Genomic DNA, 20,859 nt, shown 5'->3' with positions numbered 1-20,859 from the left:
TCCTATGACCTGACTTTTGCTTTTATGCATCCGATCTGGAATAGGCATTTTTCATCTGATTGCTCAGTTCATAAAGAACCTTATCCAGTGTGTCTGCCGTTTCTTTCTGCAGCATATCCGCGATCGCCTGATTTGCTTCATGGCGCAACTGACGACGTTTTGCCGCATCCTGCTCTTTTTCGATCAAGGCATCGTATCTGCCGATCAACTCATGTCCCTTTGCTGCCATTTTTTCCTGATATCTTTCGATATGGAAAATAGACTTGCCATAAGAAGCATCTGCCATGGCTGCGATCATGCGGCTGTTCCAATAGAAGTTGTCGGTCGAAACCTCCTTGGTCGTATTGGACATATATGCCGGTGTTTCTGTCACATCTGCGTAGAACGGCACCAGTACATTAAAGGCATTGGAAGCAAAGGCGATCCACTGGATGACGCACTGATCTTCCGTCGCATATGGGCGCATCTGTACGACAGATAAAAAGTCATTGCGGTTAATGCCGATAGAACGATACGCACCAGCCAGGGATTTGTCGCCGTAGGCTGCATAAGGATCATAAGGTGTCCCCTGGAAATGCGCAGAAAGCACATATTTGACATCCTCTACCGTGACCTTTTTCTCCGGTACCACGCACCATGGGATATCATCTGAAAACGGTGTAAAGTCTGCATCCGGTCCATCCCACTTGGCAGAATTCGGATTCAGATAACGCTCCATATACCATGCACGAGGCGTATTATACACATGGTCAGAATCATCATGGCTGCCAAAAGCATCTCTTGGATTAAAATCGCCGTCCAGAGAAAGATCCAGATGATTTTTCTCGATAAATTCTGCCAGATCCGCAGAACACATAAAATCTTTCTGCTGACCCAAACCATCCTCAATATCAAAATAGTCAATGCCTAACTGATTTGGCATAACGACATAAGCATCATCCGGCACACGTCTGGCGATCCAATGATGTCCGCCGATCGTCTCCAGCCACCAGATCTCATCCAGATCCTGGAAAGCGATACCGTTCATCTCATAGGTGCCGTACTGCTCCAGCAAAGAGCCAAGACGTTTGACACCTTCTCTGGCACTACGGATATAAGGAAGTACAATGTAGACGATATCTTCTTCGCCGATACCTCCGACAATCTCCTCGGTATCCTCAGTCTTTTCCTGATAAACGACCAGAGGATCTGCTCCCAGGACACGCGGGTTGGAAGTGATCGTCTCTGTTGCCGTCATGGCAACATGTGCCTCATTGACACCGCAGGCTGCCCAGATACCCTCGCCCTTCAAGGCATTTGGTACGGCAGTATAGCGCATCGGATCTTCCGGAAGTTGAATCTTTACATGGGAAAGTTCCGAAGTATATACCTTTGGCTGTTTTGCCGGATCCATGGCAATAAATTTCTTTGGAGTAAAATGACCGGAACCGGAATCGTCGTTGCGGGCGATCATGGTCGAGCCATCATATGATGCATTTTTTCCAACTAAAATTGTAGTACAAGGCATAATTTTGTTCCTCCTGATAAATATAGTTTAGGTACAAAAATATGTGCAGTTGCACAAGATGCTAGTCTATGCCAACTGCACATTTTATATTAGTTACACAATATGTGCCTTTAACAGGTTGGTCGTGCCTGCGATTCCCAGTGGCACACCAGCGGTAAGAACCACGGTATCTCCTTCCTGGATTAAACCAGCTTCCTTAGAGCGCTCAAGTGCATGATCGAAAAGTTCATCTGCATCCTGCTTTTCTTCGACTTTCAGAGGAATGACGCCCCAGGAAAGATTTAACTGGCGGCAGACCTTATCTGACATACAGCCACCGATGATCGGGCTCTGCGGACGATACTTGGAGATCATGCGGGCAGTTCGTCCGGACTTGGTGACCGTCACGATACTGGTCGCATTCAAGTCGCCAGCCATCAGACAAGCAGTATGCGAGATCGCATCGGTAATGCTTGGCTTTTCATTGGTCTTGCGGGCACGCAGTCTTGAAATATAATTGATGTCCGCCTCTGTACGCAGTGCGATACGCACCATAGTCTCGACTGCCTCCACCGGATAATCACCGGCAGCAGTCTCACCGGAAAGCATGATGGCACTTGTACCGTCATAGATCGCATTGGCAACATCGGTCGCCTCTGCTCTGGTTGGTCTTGGATGGCTCATCATAGAGTCAAGCATCTGGGTCGCTGTAACAACCACTTTACCGGCATGATATGCCTTTTTAATGATCATCTTCTGGATGATCGGCACTTCCTCAATCGGAATCTCAACACCCATGTCACCACGGGCAACCATGATACCATCGGCTGCTTCAATGATCTCGTCGATATTCTGGATTCCCTGATGGTTCTCGATCTTGGCAATGATCTTGATGTCGTCGCCGCCATGCTCATGTAAAATATCACGTAATTCCTTGACATCTGCTGCGGTTCTAACAAAGGAAGCAGCGATAAAATCAAAGTCTTCCTTTACTGCAAATACGATATCCTTGTAGTCCTTCGGGCTGACATAATCCATAGACAGTTCCACATTTGGTACATTGACACCCTTTTTATTGGACACCTTACCACCGTTGATGACCTTACAGATAATATCGGTATCGGTAACATCCGTAACTGTCATTTCGATCAAACCATCATCGATCAAAATATGTGTCCCCGGTGCTACATCCTTTGGCAGATCTTTGTAACTGACAGAGACACGGTTCTCATCACCCATGATCTCATCTGTCGTCAGCGTAAAGGTCTGTCCTGCCTCTAACATAACCTTGCCTTCTGCGAACTCGCGGAGACGGATCTCCGGTCCCTTGGTATCCAAAAGTGCCGCTACCGGCAAGCCTAATTTCTCTCGTGTTGCACGCAGTTTGGTCAAACGTCCCATCTGTTCCTCGTGATCTCCGTGTGAAAAGTTAAAACGGGCAACGTTCATACCTGCCAACATCAACTTTTCCAGTACGCCTTCCTTTTCTGTGGAAGGACCCATTGTACAAATAATCTTTGTCTTTCTGACCTGTTCCATTTCCTTTTCCTATCCCTATTCTCAATTCTTATTTGCCGATCATGGTGCCATTCTCGCCACCAATCGCAGCATCTTCTGCGGAGAGTTTTGTGATCAGCACCTTGCGGATCGCAGAATCTCCAATGTAATCTACTGCCGCCTGGATCTTTGGAAGCATTGTGCCTTCCTCAAACTCACCGGCTGCCATGTAGTTTTTCGCATCCTGAATGCTCATATAGTCCAGAGGTTTCTCATGATCTGTGCCAAAGCCCAGACACACCTTATCTACACCGGTCAAGATAACAAGCATATCAGCATCCAACTGATCTGCCAGTTGTCCGGCAATTGTATCTTTTTCAATGACTGCGCTTGCGCCCTTTAAGTGGTTATCTTGCTGCAATACCGGGATACCGCCACCACCGCAGGCGATCACGACCTGTCCTGCATCGCAAAGTGCCTTGATCGCATCGATCTCCACGATATCCATTGGCTTTGGTGTTGCCACGATACGTCGATAGCCGTCTTCAACAGCAACGACATGGTTGCCTTTCTTTTCTTCTTCCGCAGCCTCTGCCTCGCTCATCACACGCCCGATCACCTTGCTCGGTTTGTAAAAAGCTTCATCATAAGGATCTACCATGACCTGCGTCAGAACGGTAGAAACCGTCTTGTATATTCCATGGGTCAGAAGTTCACTACGAATCGCATTCTGTAAGTCATATCCGATATATCCCTGACTCATCGCAGAACATACCGACATCGGTGTCGCGGTGTATTCCGGGTATAATCTGCAAAACTCAGACATAGCCGTATGTATCATACTGACCTGTGGGCCATTGCTATGGGTGATAACCACCTGATAATCCTGTTTGATAAATTCAGCCACTGCCTTTGCAGTCTTGACCAATGCCTTCTGCTGCTCCGGAAGTGTTGTCCCCAAAGCATCATGACCTAATGCAATTACGATTCTTTTCTTCTCCATCTGCTAGACCTCCATCCTACTGTTCGTAAAGAAAATAACACTTCTTTACCAAGTTAAATATTATCATAATAGCCTGCCTGCAACAAGCAAAAAAAGAGCGAAAATCTCTTTATCAGAAATTTTCGCCCCTCCCATATTCTTCCTGCCTTATTTTTTCTTGGTAAGCGTGACTTCCATGGTCTTTTCTTCATAGTTGTTGGATGCCTGTGCCACAACAACGTCCACCTTGGTACCTGCCTTCAAATACTGCATCACATTGGATATCTCATCCATAGAACTTACTTCTCTGCCATTGAAAGATACGATGATGTCGCCTTTCTGGATGCCAGCCTTGCTTGCTGCGCTGTTGGCCGCTACCTTTGTGACATACACACCGGTCGGCATATCATACTGCTTTGATACATCGCTGGCAACGTCCACACCTGAAATGCCAAAGTAAGATGCTTCATCATCGGAAACTACTTCCTGGTTGATGATGGTCTCGATGATATCCTTTGCAGTAGAGATTGGGATGGCATAGCCCATGCCCTCGACCTTGGTATCTGAATATTTTGCAGAAACAATGCCGATGACCTCGCCTTTCATATTCAGAAGTGCTCCACCACTGTTACCAGGGTTTACGGCTGCATCGGTCTGCATCAGGGTACTGGTGACCGTGTTGCCGGACTCATCCTCTAACTGAACTTCACGGCTGAGTGCACTGATAACACCGGTAGTAACAGACTGTCCATAGCCAAGTGCATTACCGATAACAACAGAGGATTCACCAACCTGTGCCTGATCGGAATCGCCAAGTGTTGCCACCTTGATCGCATCCATAGTGCTGTCTTCCACATCAGAAAGCGCAACTGCTACGACTGCAAGGTCTACAGAAGAATCTGTTCCCTTTATGGTTGCCGGGGCTGCACTGCCATCGTTGAAGGTGATCGTCAGTGATTCTGCACCGGATACTACATGATTGTTGGTTGCAATGTAAAGATAATCATTATCCTGACTGACAATGATACCGGATCCTGCGGATTCACTCTCGTAGGTCTTGGTCTGCCCAAACATGCTGCGATATTCCGTATAGGAAATATTGGTAACTGCCACAATCGCCGGCATAACATTTTCTACAATGTCGGAAACATCGGATACCGTCGTTGCCGTAGAAACTGCGGTACTGTCCACACTGTCATTGGTCGTCAGTGTCTTTGCTGTTGCCGCTGTCAGATCTACACCAGTCTTCTTGCTGACTGCATAGGTCACACCGCTAAAGGTGCCGCCTGCTACCAAACCAAAGACAAGGGCTATTGCAACGACCTTCAGCAACTTATTGCCAAAGTTGCCCTTGGAAAAGAATTGTTTGATCTTGCCATTGCCACTTCTATGATGCTTCTCATGACCACCTGCATTCTGTCCGCCATAGGGATTGTAATTATAGGTATTCTGGTCTTGATAAGCATTCTGCTCATAGCCGGTCCCTGCACCGCTCGTATAGGTCTGCCGGTTCTGCTGATCTGCTGTAGCATTTTCTCCCTGATTGATGTCAGAGTAACTATAAGAATAAACGGAACTCGCCTGTTCTCCATTATTATTCTGCGTGTTCTCGCCTTGTGTATTCTGATCGAACTCGCTCATTTGTATCGTCTCCTTTCGGTTCCTTGCTTATGTCACTTAGTGTAGGGGTTAAATGTGATAACTTTGTGATGAAAGATAGGACATTTTTTGAAGTCTTGTGAAGCGGCGGATTGGATGGGCACGTGTACGGCTGGGGCTGAACCAAGGGAGAGGCAGGGGAGGATGTGTCATAAAATTCTGTATCTCTAGAAAGAGACTATTTGTTTTTATCTTTTAGAACTGTCTTTGCAAAGTTAGACAGGCTTCGGGATAGTGTTCGCCAGTGGCAGATATGAATGCAAAGCGTATTAGAGATGCTTAGGACTTGATATCACTAGGTAATGAGGGTACATGGACGTACCCGAAAGGAGCAACCGAACAGGACGTTCGTTTGCTCCGGTTACCACAATTTTCTATAGGTTGGATCGCAAGTCCTTAGCATCTCTTATGCGCGGCGCCCCCCTGAATATCTGTCACTGGCGGACACATCCCAGCGCCTGTCGAAGCTGTGCAAGAGACAGTTCATTTTCAAACAAACAGTCTCTTTCAGAGATACGACGAATTTTTACTCAAATACATCCTCCCCTGCCTCCCCCTTGGTTCAGCCCCAACTGTACACGCGCCCATCCAATCCGCATTCTTTAGGAACGCAAAAATCCGAGGGCAATTCCCTCGGATTTTTTTCTATAGATTTAGAAGCCGTAATCCAACGCATCATCCTGCGTGTAACCGGTGAAGTTTACGATATCATCACTGATCTTGACCAGTTCATCAGACAACTGTGCATCCTCATTTCCAAACAGATATGCATGCAGATATTTTACATTGGATTCCAGTGTACACGGTACGACCAGACTTCCCTGCGAACCAAAGTTACCTGTTCGCTTAGCAAATGGGAATCCTGCGGTTCCTGCCAACTGATAATCTTTCATGGATGTTGCCATGGAAATGATCTGTGTCATGGTAAAGTTGGTGCCGATATCATCAAATACGGCATCTACCAGATCGTTCAGTTCACTCAGGCTTGCGCCATCTAATTTTGCCACCATCTGCTCTAAGACGGTTCTCTGTCTCTCCGCACGACCGAAGTCACCGCCTGCGGTATAACGGATACGGCAATAGGCAACTGCCTGCACACCATTGACCGTCTGATGACCAACGGATACATTGCCGCCCTTTCGTCCGGTGCTCTCAGCGGTCATTGCGATGTAGCCGCCGACACCATTCATATAAGATGCTTCTTCATCCGTGATGTCCAATTCAATGCCGCCCAAGGCATCTACCGCCTCAGCTAGTGCATAGAAGTCAACGGATACATATTTTTGAATGTTCAGATCCAAGTTGCGGTTGAGCATCTCAATGGCTTCCTGCGGTCCGCCATGATTGTATGCATAATTACATTTACGGAATGTCTCATCACCATCCACATCCAGACAGGTATCACGGTAAACAGATACCAGTTTTACTTCCTTGGTGTTGTTGTTAATGCTGCAGATCATGATGCTGTCACTGTTACCGGAATCATAATTACCGGTCGAACGGTTGTCCACACCAAACAGGGCAATCGTCGTATAGTCATCCAAAAGATCCTGTGTTTCTTCATCCAGATTATTTGTCTTTAAGTTCTTCAGATCATCCCAGTTGATCAGACCGACCTTTAACCAAAGGAAAAGACCTGCCAAGAGCAAAAGTAAAACAATTACCTCAATGATGAGGATTGTCTTTCTTCTCTTTCTCCGTTTCTGGCTGCGGGTCATTTTTTTACCCTTCTTGCCTTTGCCACGCACCTCTTCCTCATGGTCGCGGCGTGAGCCACCACGGCTGCCACTACTGCGCCTTCTGTCGGATGTCTCCTGCGGCATTTCTATATTGTATATCTCTTTTTTTGCCATTTTATTCTCCCTTGTGGAACCCTCTTTACAAAATTGCACATATCAAACTAGAATTTTATACCATAACAAGTTTGTCGTCAAGAAATACCACACATTATTCACAGATGCTATGCCAGTCTCTCCTCTTCGGATCCGATCGCATCCAGGCGATAATTGAGTAATCCCATCGGCAGATTTGGATTATAGTAAGGATCTCCCTCTGCCAGCAGATCTGCCCATTTTTCCAGCATTGCTTCATGCGAAACCCGACTGCTCTCATCCTGTTTGCCGGGACTTTTGACAATGATCCCCGGATCTACGATCGTACGATAGCCTGCTTTTTTTGCACGCAGGCAGAAATCCAGCATCTGGTCTCTGCCGGAAAGTTTTGGATCCAGTCCTCCCAGTTTTCGATAAACCTTGGCATCGATCATGCAATAGCGGAAATCGACCATACTGACCTCCCGCGGAATGCCTGCCAGATTATCGTATGTCGTCTGATAGATCTTCATATCGTAAAATGCCGGGTAGATATCTCCCTGCGCATCAAATAAAAAGCCACAGTTTTCCATGGCAAATCCGCCTTTTAAAAAGCGTACTCCCACAACAGCAACATCCTTCCGGCACAAATGCCCGTACATTTTCTGCAAATTCGACCGTGTCAGAGCACGCACCGATGGCTCATGCAAAAACATATAGTCCCGCTGCTGTGTCGCCACACCCTTGCCATCGTAAGGAATCTGCCACCATGCTCCACCGGCTGCCGGCGTGATCGAACCGTCCAGCAGGATACCCTGCCGTCGCAAAGATGCTTCTACCGCAAGGATGTGTTCTGCCGCAAAACGTTTCTGCCAGACTTTTTCCTCTTTCCGCAGTAGTTTTTCCCGCATTCTCTCATGATATAAAAGCATAGGAATCCGAAGACTTGCTCCCCCCATTTCCACCAGCCGGAGCAGATATTCGTAGACACAGGCATAGGACAATTGCTGGCGAAACTCGCCCAAGGCATATGCCGCCGAACAGGAAACCAGGAAATGCTGCCCAATATAATTGCAATGCCGCAAAAGTTCCATGTTCAGTTCCGGTTTAAAATGCGGTTCCATGCGATCCTGTCCTACCAGCATATCGTGATCCATATAGATCAGCTCCGGTGCTTTCTCCTGCTTTTGCATAAAGCGGTTGTACGCGCCGGCGATCTGCAAAAGGGCATCCGGCTGTAGTCTATCGTGCTGTCCTACAAAGAAAATGTAGTTACCTTCCAGGTCACGTCCTTTTTTGCCAAAGTCTGCCATCACATAATGAGAGCCTATGTTATACGCATAGGCTCTCCCCTTAGAATTCTTTAATTGTCTGTAATGTGCCCGGTCATCTTCTGGGAAAAATTCGGCTACCATGGAAGAAAAACCATAGGCCGGATTCTGATCCAACACATAAAGTTCCCATCTGTCATAAGTCTGGGAAACCAGTGATTCCAGCAGATCACGAAAATATGCTTCTTTCGTTTCATGCAGCCAAACAATGACTGAAATTCCCGGCATCTCCATTATTTTGATCCCTTTCCCGTAAGTACAACACCAATGGTCTTAAATAACAACATGATATCCAGTCCCAAGGACCAGTTGGAAATATACTGGGTGTCTAATGCGACCACATCTTCAAAATCCGTAATGTCGCTTCGTCCGCTGACCTGCCACATACCAGTCAGCCCCGGTTTGATCCCCAGTCTTGCCTTGTGGTGATATTCATAGTTTAAAAATTCATCTTCTGTCGGCGGACGCGTACCCACCAGACTCATATCGCCTTTTAGGACATTCCAGAACTGCGGCAGTTCGTCAATGGAATACTTTCGCATAAAATGACCGATCGGTATGATACGCGGATCATTTTCCATCTTGAACATATTGCCGCTCATCTCGTTATCTTTCATCAATTCTGCCTTGCGCTCCTCTGCATCTACATACATGGAACGGAACTTGTAGAAATTGAAGCGTCTGCCATTCTTGCCGATCCTCACCTGTTTGAAAAAGACCGGTCCCGGTGACTGGATCTTGATAATAGGTGCAAAGATAACAAAAGCGATCGCCGTCAGTGCCAGACCCACAATACCGCCTGCAATATCCATCAGGCGTTTTACAAATAATTGTCTGGCATTGGCAATGTGCATGCTGGATGTCAGGACAATGAAGCTTCCATAATTTTCAATACGACGGTTTGGAACCATCTGCTTGGTATTGATCAGGCTGATGTGTGCCGTGATGCCAAGTTCCACCATCTCTGCCGCAAGTGCCTCAGACGAAGATCTGGTATTGCCGTTGATAAAGACCTCGTCCACCACATTGGTCCGCAGATACTCCATAAAAGTATCCGCACTGGCAACGACCGGGATCCCCTGTATCGTCTGCCCCCGCATATCTTTATCAATAACAACGACACCTGACACCTTAAAATCCGTGTACTTGTCGTGTGCGATCTCATTTAAGCACTGTTCTACCGTATGCATATCTGCCACAACCAGCATCCATGCCTTATTCTGATCTTCCAACTTGCGCTTGCGGATGACTCTTTTTAAGACCACCCTGCTAAAATAGGACAGGATGATAAAAAGTCCCAAAAAGACAAAGAGCATCTGTCTGGAATACTCCACAGAGGTCTTTGTCGCATACATATATACCAGAACACCGCCCCAGACCACGGCGCAATGCGTCACAGTCGAGCGTAATTCCTGATACTTGTTTCGCCGCAGGATACCCGTGTATGCCTCTGAAAAAAAGACCACACACACATCGATCAAAAGCGCGATCACCGCAATACGCACATATAATTCGTGATTAAAAAGCCATGCATGCTCAAAGCGCCAGCCATACGCCAAAATGAGCGCCAACTCCATCATGAGCATATCTAAGATCGTAAAATCCAGATGCTTCATCCAACTACGTTTTTCGTCTCGGTACATTCATGCCTCCTGTACGCCCATAACTCCCTACAAGGATGCTTTCATGCTCCCTGCGTGTTTTCTCTGTCGTGTAAAAATCTCTTATGCCTTTGCCTTGCCGTGGATAAACAACCAAGACTGCGCGTAATCTTCGCGCTGTTCGTCGCTCATCTGTGAGTATTCTACAAAGGTCAGACGGGATGGCAGCATCTGCACGCCACTGCATTTGTGACATTCAACTTCTTTTCTGCGTGATACTGTGCGAATCCATCCACATTCCGGACAGATGAAAACTTTCATCATAACTCTACTCCATTCCTCTCCAATAATTCTCTTGCTGAATCCAGGGAGTCCACACCATGTAAATTCTTGATCGGTGCGAATTCCTTTTCTCTGACGACCTCATAAGGCAGATTATCATCCATCATACGGATCATATCTACAACCAGTGTTTCAAACTTGTAACCATTTGGTGACTCCGGTTTGATCAGATTCCCCGCCTCGTCAATATATGGGATCTTTTTCTCCACCACATGTACCGGAAGATGGCGTCCCACGATCTCTTCCAACTTATCTACACGGAAAATGTAATTTAAGATCACTCCAAAAGCATAGAGCAGATCTCCCTTTTCATCGGTGCTCTCTGCCATTTCCTTGCTCATTTCATAGTATTCCACAACAGATGGCTTTCCATCCTCCAAACAGAGAACTCCCATCTTCTCATAAGCGTCTACCTTGCGCACCACCTTACTGCCGCTGACCTTGCCGCTGAGAATGGTTGCTCCGACAAAAGCAGGATCACAGATGCGCTGTAAGACATTATCTACCGCGAAAATGTTGATCCATTCTACCCCACGCTTATGTACATCTTCCAGCAATCCAGCCTTTTTCAAAGATGAGAACCAGCCGCCATTACCGTTTGGTGATGTTGCCAGACGTCCCGGCTCCTCTAATAACAACTTGCCATCATAGTCGACAGCCGCTGCCATCTCCTGTACGAAGAAGGCGACATCCTCTTTCGGATAACCGAAATAGTCGTGTTCCTCGAAAAAGCGGATCGTCTCGTCATTGTTCTTCTCACTGGTCATGATGTAAAGCGGAATACTCTTACCGGCAACACTTGTCACATCCATCAGATTGTGGATGAGGCTTTCAAATAAGTACAAAGTACGGTTGATGCCCACATTTAACTCGCCCTTTGGCTTGTCCAGCCCCAGACGCGTTCCCATACCGCCTGCCAGTAAAAGCGCTGCAACCTTGCCTGCCCGGATTGCCTCATAACCTGCTTCCTCGAACTCTGCACGGCGCGCATTGATCTCATCAATATCCACGGCACTGAGCGGAGAAATCTCTCCTACCGGCACCTTTTCCTGCACACCTGCCAGTGCCAGATCGTCCCAATTCACCTCGGAGATCTGGGTCAGAAGTCCCTCCTGTGCCTCCGCGGATAAGTCATCAAAATGTCTGAGGACATGTTCTTGTCCATGTTCTTTTAAAATCTCTTCTGCTTCATTTCTTGTCATTACGATACCTCTCCTATCTCATATCTGGTATAGATCGTATCTATTCTACCGACCTGTCATACATGACCGGCAAATGCGTAGGGTCCTTTAACTTGTAGAGCGTATAGCCCAGATTCGGATACTCTGCCACCTGCGTCATAGCATCGGTTTCCTCTATGGTATAGGCATCATTTGACACCAAAATATAGTCCAGCGTCTGCGGGGCCTCGTAGCCGGCATACTTTGCTACTTCGCCCTCACTCCACAAACCATACTTTTTGATATTCCCCTGCGTCAAGGCAAAATACCAGCCCCCGGCAATACCGATATTGCGCACATTATCACAATCGATCAGAAATGTGTCGAGCAATTCTTCATGGGTAACCGGCTCTATGACCCCAATACCGACATCCGCATGTTCCCGCACAAAATCACATACCTGCTCCGCCTCGGTCGTTTCCGCCTGCGTATGCGTATGTGTTTTATATTGGACATATGTGGATAATATATTATTGCCAAGTGATACGATCAAAATTCCCGACAATAATAATGTGATAAAAAACTTGCTCTTATTATAAAACAGATAGGTAAAAATTGCCACTATTACTATCAAAAGCAGCACGCAAAGCCTTGCCTTGTATGGCAAAAAAGTATGTCCGTTCTGCGAAAATACCTGAACGAAAAAGAGCATGGTATGGTCGATCGTCTGTCCGTTAAAGCCGACAAAGAAGACCAAGCATAGGCCAAGAGCTGCCGCTAACGCCAAAACATGGCGAAAAGCAAAGACCGGTCTTTTTTGTTCCAGCAGATGAAAAAGAAGGATCAAAAACGGCACAAAAAGATACTCCACATAGCGGATATGCGCACGTGGGGTCAGGCTTGGATAATCCTCATAGATATAGATCGTATAGGACACAACTGCCGCTGTAACCACGATCACATAGACCAGAAAGAGACATAACTTTCTGGCATTTTTCTCCATCGTTCTGCCAAAGATGACCGGATAAAGTACCGGCAAGAACAAAAAGGCGATCAGTGTGCTCACGATAAAAAAGAGGGTTCCGTATAAAAGATACCAGAATCGTTCCTGTAAAAGCGTCAGATCAAATCCCAGTTGATAATACTGTGTTCCCGCATTGGAAAACAGGTAGATCCCGATACAGGCGACCGCCATCAAAAGCAGTGCCAGAAGAAATTTCCAGGTCTGCTTTTTGCCCGGTGCCACGTCGTCCTTTTCCATCCCTTTCCGTTGTCTCCAGCCCAGCAGGCGGTCTGTCACAAAATATAAGACCAATGCCACCGGTATCACAAGTACCAGTTCCTTGACCAGATATGCCAGCAGCCAGACCAGCACCGTCACAACCAGCATGAGTATCTTCTTTTTCCCATGCCAGGCATCTGTCAGCAACTGATAGATCAAATAGATCAAAAGTACCATGACCGGTATAAAGAGGACTTCACTGGCATAGGTCATAGAATAGGTCATGGTCGCAGACAGGGCATAAAAAAGCAGACTCCATCTGCGAAATCTTTCCTCTTTCAGAAGTTTCTTTGCCAGAGCATTAACCGGAAAAAGTCCCAAGGACATGACCAGCGCACTGATAAAGCCTATGACCATAGTCCGCACCCTGAGATTTGAAAAGGCAAATGCCGGTGCGATCAGAAGCGAATAACCGATCTTTCCAAAGTCTGTCGGCAGATTGAATGCCAAAACCTTGTGCTGGTTCCACAGACTGGCTGCTGCCGACAAATATAAAGCCTCGTCCGGATAACAATTAACGGTACGGGGATAGTAACATCCCAGCACCGTTCGAACGATCACGCTGATCCAAAAGACCGCCCATACAAAGCGGTTCTCCTTTTTGTGTATCAATGTCATATCTGACTCTCCTACTTTTTCCCACGGAATACGATCAACTTGCTGAACACATAATTGAGTGCGATCACAATGATCTGCGCCAACATCTTGATCAACATGTTTGGCAAATGATAAACCTCGATGCAGAAATATAGCATCATCTCCTCGATGCCAAGTGTCAGCAGACGTCCTAAGCAAAATCCGCCCAACTGCACAAAAAAGGCATACACGCCCTTGGGGTGAAAAATAAATACCCAGCGGCGGTTCGTATAAAACGCAAACAAAGTGGCAAAGATCCAAGCGATCGCATTTGCCACTAATACACCAAGATCTATCGTCTCAGTAAATAAGGAATATACAAATAAATTGATGAGTACTGTACCTAATCCAAATAAGGCATAAAGCCACATCTCCCGATATTTGTAATAAATCGGACGAAACCAGCCAAGCCATGATACGGATACAACCCGATCAAATATATCTTCTTTTCTCATCCATTCCCTCCTACAGGGAGTATTTATCTACAGAATGAATGCATTTTACCACTTTTGTAAGAGAGTGTCAAAAACCTTGCCTGACCTCTTATGCCGACTTGCAATAGCCCATGCGGATGTGATCCGCCAGCATGGCAATAAACTCCGAATTGGTTGGTTTCCCCTTGCAGTCATCCACCGTATAACCGAAAATGTAATCGATCATCTCCACACTTCCGCGCGCCCAGGATGTCTCGATCGCATGACGGATCGCACGCTCGACGCTAGCAGCCGTCACACCGAACTGGTCTGCCAGGCTCGGATACAAGCGCTTTGTGACAGATGATATATACTCAACACTCTGCAAAGTCATAAAAATGGCTTCGCGCAGATACTGATAACCATTCAACTGTGCCGGAACACCGACTGCCAGCAGGAGTCTGGTGATCTCCCTGCGGATACATGCCGCCTCATCCGTCTGCGGATTACTGTAGACACGCGTTAAGACATTCTGTTTTTGCCCCTGCATCCGGTCTTCGACACTCCGCTTGATCTCGCGCAGAATCAGATCCGCGTGGAAGGGTTTGACAATATAATATTCTGCCCCTTTAGCAAAAGCATCAGCCGCCACACGCTCGTCCCCAAGTGCGCTGACCATAATGAACTTGGTCGGAATATCTTCCTCCTCTTTTACCTGACTCAAAACCTCTAAACCATCCCCTAAGGGCATGACAACATCCAATAACATGACATCCGGCTTCTGGCTCTTTACCAAAGCCAGGGCTTCCACACCGCTCATCGCTTCGCCAACGATCTCCAGATCTGTGTCCATTTCTGCGATCGCACGAAGCATCTGCCGCGAAAGTTCGTTATCATCTGCTATACCAACCCTGATCTTCTTCATTTTTCATGTTCTCCTTTTTCCCACCGTTTACGAAAAAGCAGACCTATATCCACAGATACATCCATCCGGTTCCCTGATTTCTCGTAAAACCATATTTTTTGTAGAATTTTATACGCTGCCATTTGGACAATTTTCCGATCTCGGAAAATTCTTCCAATATTTTCTTTTGTTTTTCCGGAAGGGCATCAACCAAATACATCTGCCCTGCCAGATTCCTTCCCTTTTGCAAAAAAGCCCGCTTCTGCTGCATAAAACGACCGCTGCATAAATCTATCAGATTGCGCTTAATCTTATCTGCCTTGCTCTCCGTCCTGGCTCCCATCTCATTGTTGGCATGCTGCCTGTAATATGCACAGGCCTCATCCACTACTCCGACATGTTCTGTGCCATATGCCGCCGCCAAAGCCAAGATCCATACATCATGCATCTCAATCTTGGTCGGATCCCGCAACTCTAGCGCCGCATCACGCAGCGGGCGGTTAAACAGCATGGTACATCCTGCCGCCGGGTTATCCATGATGATCTCTGCCATAGACGTACGGTAAGGATCCCGTCCGATATAGCGGATGAAAGACGGGGCAATCTCCTGCAAATTCTCATCGACCACCTGCATATCCGTGAAAACACAAAATGCCTGGTATTTATCCTGACAAAGCGTCTCCGTCTGTTTCATCTTTCTGAAACTTTTCTCGACCTTGTCCGGCATCCATACATCATCCTGATCAGCAAACATATAGTAGTCGGATTCCACCTGCGCAAGCATCCAAAAAAAATTATCCTTTGCAGATCCCTGTGCTTGACCCTCAAGGATCATAAAGTGATACGGATGATCTTCCACCCACTTTTTGAGAATATGCATCGTCTGGTCTGTCGAACCGTCGTCATGGATATAGCAGAAAAAATCGTCTTCTGTCTGTTTTTCCAGCGACCGTAGCATCTCTTCTACATATTTTTCACCATTGTAGGTTGCCATTAAGATTGCAATCGTTTTTGCATTATTTTTTATCATTTATGCCACCTCGTCTTTTCGTGCTACCATTTTAACACCCTATCCATACTGACTCAAGTAACATTCCATGATTCCATCTTCCCTATGGACTTTTTCACATCTGTGTATTATATCAGACCCAAAAGTCGAAAATCTCACCTAGATTTTTGTACTTTACTCAATTATAATGGTAACGTAAGTAGAAATTTTAGACTTCGGGGAGATAAAAGTCGATGACAAATATTGAAATTACACAAAATTTTATCGAAAATCTGGAAAAAGCAAGAGAAGAACTCGGATGGACACAAGCACAGATGGCGGAAAAGTTACAGATGTCCCTTTCTTCTTATAAGTATATGATATCCGGCAAATCTGCCAAAATCCCTATTTATGTTGCCTATCTGGTCTATCAGACGACAGGGAAATTTTTCTTTGAACTCTGTGGCGACATTGTACCCGAGATGAGTCTTCTCATGGATTACCGTCAACTGTCCAAAGAGCGTCAGCAGGCGATTCGTACCTCTATTGCAATGGAACGCGCGATCGCTGCCCAGTCACCAGAGGCCATCGCCCAAGCAAAGGACACGCCGGAGGAACTCCTGCCTCTTTACACCATCCTTGGCAATATGGAAGATGGCATGTATTACGATACCTCCAATGTGGAATATTTTAATGTAGCACCTTACCGCGCCTTTTATGGGGATGAGATTACCTGTGGTGTGCGCGTCACGACCAACCATTTGCATCCTGCATATCATGCAGGCGATATTTTGTTGGTCTGCCAGCGTCCTCCAAGAGATGGTGACACCGGACTTTTTCTCAACAAGAAAAATCGCCGTTTGTATATCCGGCGATTTCGTCAAACAGAACCCTGCCGTCTGGAACCGATCACCGCGTATGGTGAGACGATCACAGTCGACAGTTATGATTACAATGATATGTACCAGTGGGTCAAATTCGGTTATGTGGTTGCCAAGATCAGATAATCCGCAACGGCAGCAATGTACTCCGTATTGGTCGGTCTTCCTTTGGATGCCTGTACGGTATAGCCGAAGATCCGATCCATGGTATCCATATCCCCCCTGCTCCAGGCTATCTCAATAGCATGACGTATCGCCCGTTCTACTGTGTAGTTCGACACGTCATGCTTTTTTGCTATCTGTCCATAGACGATCTTTGCCATCTGATGCCTGGTATCCGGTCTGGTCGCCACCATAAAGATGGCCTCTCGTAAATATTGGTATCCACGCAAATGCGCCGGCACCCCCAAGAGGAGCATCAATTCCGTAATGCGATGCTCCAAGGGCTTGCCCGGTGTGTTTTCTTTCGTGCCTGCATTTTCCGAACTCTCCCAGATCGATTCCTGCCCCAATGCCGCACGAATGCTTTGAATGATCGTCTCCGAATCAAAAGGCTTGATAATATAATAAAGAGCCCCCAGCGCAAACATTTCTTCTGCTAATGCCCGCCTGTCTGCCGCGGTAACGACGATCACTTTGGTGTCTGGTGATATAGTTTCATCCGATTGCAATTGCCGCATTACTTCTTTTCCGTCCACCAGCGGCATGATCATATCTAGCAATAAGATCTGCGGTTTGCACCGGCGCACCAAGTCCAATGCTTCCTCTCCATTTCCGGCAGTTCCTGCCAAAACGAAATCATCCTGCGATGCCACGATATTGGATAGCATCTCCACTGTGATCTCTTGGTCATCCGCGATAGCAATCGTAATTTTGTCCATAACGCCCAGTCTCCTTATATCAACTTCATAACCCACGGAAACCTTATCATTTTTTCTCGTTTCCCTCCAGTCTGCATGCGCGAAACCTGTCGTTTTCTGCGTCAATCTCTGCAATCACATCTTATCCGTTTGCCATTTCAAATTTGCGTGCCAACAGTTTTTCTTTAAATTCGGATTGTTTATCCTTGCTCAGATATGCCTTGGTCCCATCACTCATGATGATATTCATACCCTCGTAATTGATGGTCTCATCTAAATTGATCAGATAGGAACGGTGACTCCGGTAAAAGCCGCAGCCCTTTACCAGATCCTCCATCTCATGCATGGTACAAGAACTGATGAAATCCCCCTTTCGCGTGTGGATCAGGATATTTCTGCGGTTCATATTGACATAGATAATGTCCTTTATCAGAATCGGCATGGTTCCGAGTCCTACGATATTAACCTCAATACACCGCTCCTTTTCTTTGGCTTTGCGCACTGCACTCAGCGCCTCCGTGATCTCCGCCTCCATGCAGGCTTTATCAATGTATCGAAAAGCATTGACCACATAGCCTCTGCGGCTCAACTCGGTATGGGAGGTCAGCATGGCTATCTTTGCATATTCGTATTGCTTCTGATAACGTTTTGCTGTCTCAAAACCATCCAGCCCCTCCATTTCGATATCCATAAACAGAATATCGTAATAGGTGTTCCGGTCTAAAAGTTCCCTGCCGCTGGAATAGCGGTCGATATGTGGTGCATCCAGACCATATTTATTCTCGATCACATCTACTGTCTTCTGTTGCCATAGTGGTTCATCGTCCACTACCGCAATCTTCAAGAATTCTGCTTCATATTGCATAAACTTAACCGAACGACGAATCGGGCATCTGCTGTATCATAAAAGATGTGTCCGTTATTCTTACGGACCACCTCGTTGATATTGGCAATCCCAAACCCCTGATGTCGTAAATCTCCTTTCGTTGATACAAACCGATTGTCAGTCCTTTTGATCGGATTGACATAATCATTCTTCACTACAATTAAAATCTGTGTCTCATCATAACGTACGCCGCAGTATATGGTCTTACCGCCCGCTTCTTTCTCTGCATCTATAGCATTGCTCAAAAGATTGGATAAGACGGTACAAAGATCGTAAGCAGACACATAACATTCTCCCGGGAAGTGACCTTCCACCTCCATGGTAATGCCTGCCAGTGCCGCTTCATCATAGTAGCGGTTGATGATGGCGTCCGCTATATCGTTGTTGACGGTCACACGATTGCCAATGGCGGCGATCTGCTCTGTCATCTTGTGGAAATAGGCTTCAAACTCTTCCCGCTTGCCTTCCTCATATAACTGTTTCGCCATAGCCATATGCGACTTGAAGTCATGACGGAAGCGCTTGGTATTCTGCTCGCGCTCACTCAGATACTGGTAGTGTGCCACTTGTTCTTCCAGATACTTTGTTGCCAGCGCCTGCTGGGTACGGTAGGCATTGCGCGAAAAATAGAGAGCGATGAGAAGTCCGAGTTGGACGAAGACGCCAAGTCCCATAAGGACGTAGGCGAGTTCTGCTATCCAACCATGCGTTAAACGTATGTCATCCAGAACATACTCTCCGAAGAAAGTAATGCTGATACAATCAGCCATCAGAACAATCATGAAAATGATCATATATTTTAAAGGTATGTTTTTCAGTTCTGCTGGATAATGACAGGCTATATATAAATAAACGCTAAGCACAAACATCCACAAAATCAGGCGCGCGAGTAACTTAACCGCCGTATCGGTCAGATTCATCTGCAGGGAAAGTGACATGATCTGTAGCAGCATTTTGACCAACTGGGTCGATATTCCAATCAGAATCACCGCAATCAAGACATCCAAGATGGTTCTTCTGTTCACTCCGATTAATACCACTTTCACCAACGCCAGAAGCCCTATGATAAACAGAATCATTCTAAGATTTACATTTGATATATAGGTTGGTAGAACTGTCAGTATAACCAAAAGCCCAAATGCCTCAATCCATTTGCGTCTTTGCACACTTATTTTTGCACTGGAGATTAGTGTTACAATAGCAAGTATCAAACCAATATATTCTAAATTACTCAGCAATAAAACAAACATACCCATATTCTTCCACCCTTTTTCCTTTTTTTCATTATACCAAGCACTAGGAAAAAGGGGTACTTATTTTATTTACGTCCTAAATTTTTAATCCACTGTTCCAGCATCTCAAAAAAATCCATAAGTCACTGTCCTCCTTTCAAAAATTCAAGAAGACAATAACTTTTCTTATTACATTACCCAGATTTTTCGCGTCAATGCCTTAATTTTTCGCGCAAAAAAGCCAGCCCCATCGGGCTGGCTTATCATCTCATCATATTCACGATGCTTTTATTTACCTACAACATAATCCTTATATGAGGAATTTACCTTATCCTTATCAGACAGGATCAGATCATCTGCTGTCATACCTTCCGGCATCGGCCATTCTACACCAATATCCGGATCATTCCACATCAGACCACCTTCATCATTTGGATGATAGAAATCGGTTACTTTGTAGCAGAACTCTGCGTGATCGGAGAGAACGATAAATCCATGTGCAAATCCCTTGGGAATGAAGAACTGCTTTTTGTTCTCAGCTGTCAAAGTCACGCCAAACCACTTGCCAAATGTCTCGGAACCCTCGCGGAGATCCACTGCAACATCAAATACTTCTCCGCTGATCACACGCACCAACTTATCCTGTGGATAATTGATCTGAAAATGAAGTCCGCGAAGAACGCCTTTTTTGGATGCTGACTGATTATCCTGCACAAACTGACAATCGATCCCTGCTGCTGCGAAATCATTGTAGTTGTAAGTCTCCATGAAATATCCTCTGTCATCACCGAAAACGGTCGGTTCAATGACCTTCAATCCTTTGATTCCATTGCAATCATCTGTTACTGTTATTTTTCCCATGATTAACACCTTCCTGTGATTTTAGTCTTATCTGCTATCTATTATAC

Annotated in this window: 18 protein-coding genes; 1 reads left to right on the top strand and 17 read right to left on the bottom strand. The window is 46.1% G+C overall.

Features of this window, described 5'->3' with window-relative positions; all coding sequences use genetic code 11:
* Positions 1 to 22: 22 nt before the first annotated feature.
* The 13 genes from DW183_RS08760 to DW183_RS08700 form a co-directional block, all read right to left on the bottom strand.
* Positions 23 to 1,507 carry a C69 family dipeptidase gene (locus tag DW183_RS08760; RefSeq protein ID WP_118281617.1) on the bottom strand — a complete coding sequence of 495 codons (1,485 nt, stop codon included), beginning with the start codon at positions 1,505 to 1,507 and terminating at the stop codon, positions 23 to 25.
* Between the two features lie 93 nt (positions 1,508 to 1,600).
* Positions 1,601 to 3,025: a pyruvate kinase gene (gene pyk, locus DW183_RS08755; RefSeq protein ID WP_118281616.1), complete on the bottom strand. Its 1,425-nt coding sequence runs from the start codon at positions 3,023 to 3,025 to the stop codon at positions 1,601 to 1,603.
* 28 nt (positions 3,026 to 3,053) lie between these two features.
* Positions 3,054 to 3,986, bottom strand: a complete 933-nt coding sequence (gene arcC / locus DW183_RS08750; protein WP_118281615.1) for a carbamate kinase — start codon at positions 3,984 to 3,986, stop codon at positions 3,054 to 3,056.
* A gap of 147 nt (positions 3,987 to 4,133) precedes the next feature.
* The gene (locus tag DW183_RS08745; protein ID WP_118281614.1) at positions 4,134 to 5,606 is read right to left on the bottom strand and encodes a S1C family serine protease; all 1,473 of its coding nucleotides are present in this window, start codon (positions 5,604 to 5,606) and stop codon (positions 4,134 to 4,136) included.
* A 671-nt stretch (positions 5,607 to 6,277) separates the two neighbouring features.
* Positions 6,278 to 7,477 (bottom strand): LCP family protein, encoded by a 1,200-nt coding sequence (locus DW183_RS08740; RefSeq protein ID WP_243069550.1) that lies wholly within the window; start codon positions 7,475 to 7,477, stop codon positions 6,278 to 6,280.
* A gap of 107 nt (positions 7,478 to 7,584) precedes the next feature.
* Positions 7,585 to 9,000: a glycosyltransferase family 2 protein gene (locus DW183_RS08735; RefSeq protein ID WP_118281613.1), complete on the bottom strand. Its 1,416-nt coding sequence runs from the start codon at positions 8,998 to 9,000 to the stop codon at positions 7,585 to 7,587.
* On the bottom strand, positions 9,000 to 10,409 hold the full coding sequence (locus DW183_RS08730; protein WP_118281612.1) for a sugar transferase: 1,410 nt from the start codon (positions 10,407 to 10,409) through the stop codon (positions 9,000 to 9,002). The genes DW183_RS08735 and DW183_RS08730 overlap by 1 nt, the downstream gene beginning before the upstream one ends.
* Positions 10,410 to 10,490: 81 nt before the next feature.
* The gene (locus DW183_RS08725) at positions 10,491 to 10,691 is read right to left on the bottom strand and encodes a DNA-directed RNA polymerase subunit M (RefSeq protein WP_118281611.1); all 201 of its coding nucleotides are present in this window, start codon (positions 10,689 to 10,691) and stop codon (positions 10,491 to 10,493) included.
* Positions 10,688 to 11,911 carry a UTP--glucose-1-phosphate uridylyltransferase gene (locus DW183_RS08720; protein WP_118281610.1) on the bottom strand — a complete coding sequence of 408 codons (1,224 nt, stop codon included), beginning with the start codon at positions 11,909 to 11,911 and terminating at the stop codon, positions 10,688 to 10,690. Before DW183_RS08720 ends, DW183_RS08725 begins: the two co-directional genes overlap by 4 nt.
* 40 nt (positions 11,912 to 11,951) lie before the next feature.
* Positions 11,952 to 13,769, bottom strand: a complete 1,818-nt coding sequence (locus DW183_RS08715; RefSeq protein ID WP_118281609.1) for a glycosyltransferase family 39 protein — start codon at positions 13,767 to 13,769, stop codon at positions 11,952 to 11,954.
* Between the two features lie 11 nt (positions 13,770 to 13,780).
* A complete protein-coding gene (locus DW183_RS08710; protein WP_118281608.1) occupies positions 13,781 to 14,242 on the bottom strand; it encodes a GtrA family protein in 462 nt (153 codons plus the stop codon).
* Positions 14,243 to 14,330: 88 nt separating this feature from the next.
* A complete protein-coding gene (gene spo0A / locus DW183_RS08705; protein ID WP_118281607.1) occupies positions 14,331 to 15,125 on the bottom strand; it encodes a sporulation transcription factor Spo0A in 795 nt (264 codons plus the stop codon).
* 43 nt (positions 15,126 to 15,168) lie between these two features.
* Positions 15,169 to 16,134: a glycosyltransferase family 2 protein gene (locus tag DW183_RS08700; RefSeq protein WP_118281606.1), complete on the bottom strand. Its 966-nt coding sequence runs from the start codon at positions 16,132 to 16,134 to the stop codon at positions 15,169 to 15,171.
* 212 nt (positions 16,135 to 16,346) lie between these two features.
* Between DW183_RS08700 and DW183_RS08695 the strand changes: the two genes are divergently transcribed.
* On the top strand, positions 16,347 to 17,099 hold the full coding sequence (locus DW183_RS08695) for a helix-turn-helix domain-containing protein (RefSeq protein ID WP_118281605.1): 753 nt from the start codon (positions 16,347 to 16,349) through the stop codon (positions 17,097 to 17,099).
* On the opposite strand, the gene spo0A (DW183_RS08690) is transcribed toward DW183_RS08695, so the two are convergent.
* The 4 genes from spo0A (DW183_RS08690) to rfbC all read right to left on the bottom strand — a co-directional run bounded on the left by spo0A (DW183_RS08690) (position 17,075) and on the right by rfbC (position 20,812).
* Positions 17,075 to 17,854, bottom strand: a complete 780-nt coding sequence (spo0A, locus tag DW183_RS08690) for a sporulation transcription factor Spo0A (protein WP_118281604.1) — start codon at positions 17,852 to 17,854, stop codon at positions 17,075 to 17,077. The two genes, DW183_RS08695 and spo0A (DW183_RS08690), sit on opposite strands and share 25 nt — an antisense overlap.
* A 121-nt stretch (positions 17,855 to 17,975) precedes the next feature.
* Positions 17,976 to 18,677 (bottom strand): LytR/AlgR family response regulator transcription factor, encoded by a 702-nt coding sequence (locus tag DW183_RS08685; protein ID WP_158573051.1) that lies wholly within the window; start codon positions 18,675 to 18,677, stop codon positions 17,976 to 17,978.
* Entirely contained in the window at positions 18,674 to 19,975 is a 1,302-nt protein-coding gene (locus tag DW183_RS08680; protein WP_118281602.1) for a sensor histidine kinase, read from the bottom strand. The genes DW183_RS08685 and DW183_RS08680 overlap by 4 nt, the downstream gene beginning before the upstream one ends.
* Before the next feature lie 264 nt (positions 19,976 to 20,239).
* Positions 20,240 to 20,812: a dTDP-4-dehydrorhamnose 3,5-epimerase gene (gene rfbC, locus DW183_RS08675; protein WP_118281601.1), complete on the bottom strand. Its 573-nt coding sequence runs from the start codon at positions 20,810 to 20,812 to the stop codon at positions 20,240 to 20,242.
* Between the last annotated feature and the right edge of the window lie 47 nt (positions 20,813 to 20,859).

Source organism: Roseburia sp. AM16-25, assembly GCF_003473825.1.
Taxonomy (GTDB): domain Bacteria; phylum Bacillota; class Clostridia; order Lachnospirales; family Lachnospiraceae; genus Pararoseburia; species Pararoseburia lenta.
This window is presented reverse-complemented; position numbering and strand designations above follow the sequence as displayed.

Excerpts from the sequence above, each read along its gene's own strand:
- DW183_RS08760 (WP_118281617.1), bottom strand. The coding sequence starts at position 1,507 with ATGCCTTGTACTACAATTTTAGTTGGAAAAAATGCATCATATGATGGC.
- pyk (WP_118281616.1), bottom strand. The coding sequence starts at position 3,025 with ATGGAACAGGTCAGAAAGACAAAGATTATTTGTACAATGGGTCCTTCC.
- arcC (WP_118281615.1), bottom strand. The coding sequence starts at position 3,986 with ATGGAGAAGAAAAGAATCGTAATTGCATTAGGTCATGATGCTTTGGGG.
- DW183_RS08745 (WP_118281614.1), bottom strand. The coding sequence starts at position 5,606 with ATGAGCGAGTTCGATCAGAATACACAAGGCGAGAACACGCAGAATAAT.
- DW183_RS08740 (WP_243069550.1), bottom strand. The coding sequence starts at position 7,477 with ATGGCAAAAAAAGAGATATACAATATAGAAATGCCGCAGGAGACATCC.
- DW183_RS08735 (WP_118281613.1), bottom strand. The coding sequence starts at position 9,000 with ATGGAGATGCCGGGAATTTCAGTCATTGTTTGGCTGCATGAAACGAAA.
- DW183_RS08730 (WP_118281612.1), bottom strand. The coding sequence starts at position 10,409 with ATGTACCGAGACGAAAAACGTAGTTGGATGAAGCATCTGGATTTTACG.
- DW183_RS08725 (WP_118281611.1), bottom strand. The coding sequence starts at position 10,691 with ATGATGAAAGTTTTCATCTGTCCGGAATGTGGATGGATTCGCACAGTA.
- DW183_RS08720 (WP_118281610.1), bottom strand. The coding sequence starts at position 11,911 with ATGACAAGAAATGAAGCAGAAGAGATTTTAAAAGAACATGGACAAGAA.
- DW183_RS08715 (WP_118281609.1), bottom strand. The coding sequence starts at position 13,769 with ATGACATTGATACACAAAAAGGAGAACCGCTTTGTATGGGCGGTCTTT.
- DW183_RS08710 (WP_118281608.1), bottom strand. The coding sequence starts at position 14,242 with ATGAGAAAAGAAGATATATTTGATCGGGTTGTATCCGTATCATGGCTT.
- spo0A (WP_118281607.1), bottom strand. The coding sequence starts at position 15,125 with ATGAAGAAGATCAGGGTTGGTATAGCAGATGATAACGAACTTTCGCGG.
- DW183_RS08700 (WP_118281606.1), bottom strand. The coding sequence starts at position 16,134 with ATGATAAAAAATAATGCAAAAACGATTGCAATCTTAATGGCAACCTAC.
- DW183_RS08695 (WP_118281605.1), top strand. The coding sequence starts at position 16,347 with ATGACAAATATTGAAATTACACAAAATTTTATCGAAAATCTGGAAAAA.
- spo0A (WP_118281604.1), bottom strand. The coding sequence starts at position 17,854 with ATGGACAAAATTACGATTGCTATCGCGGATGACCAAGAGATCACAGTG.
- DW183_RS08680 (WP_118281602.1), bottom strand. The coding sequence starts at position 19,975 with ATGGGTATGTTTGTTTTATTGCTGAGTAATTTAGAATATATTGGTTTG.
- rfbC (WP_118281601.1), bottom strand. The coding sequence starts at position 20,812 with ATGGGAAAAATAACAGTAACAGATGATTGCAATGGAATCAAAGGATTG.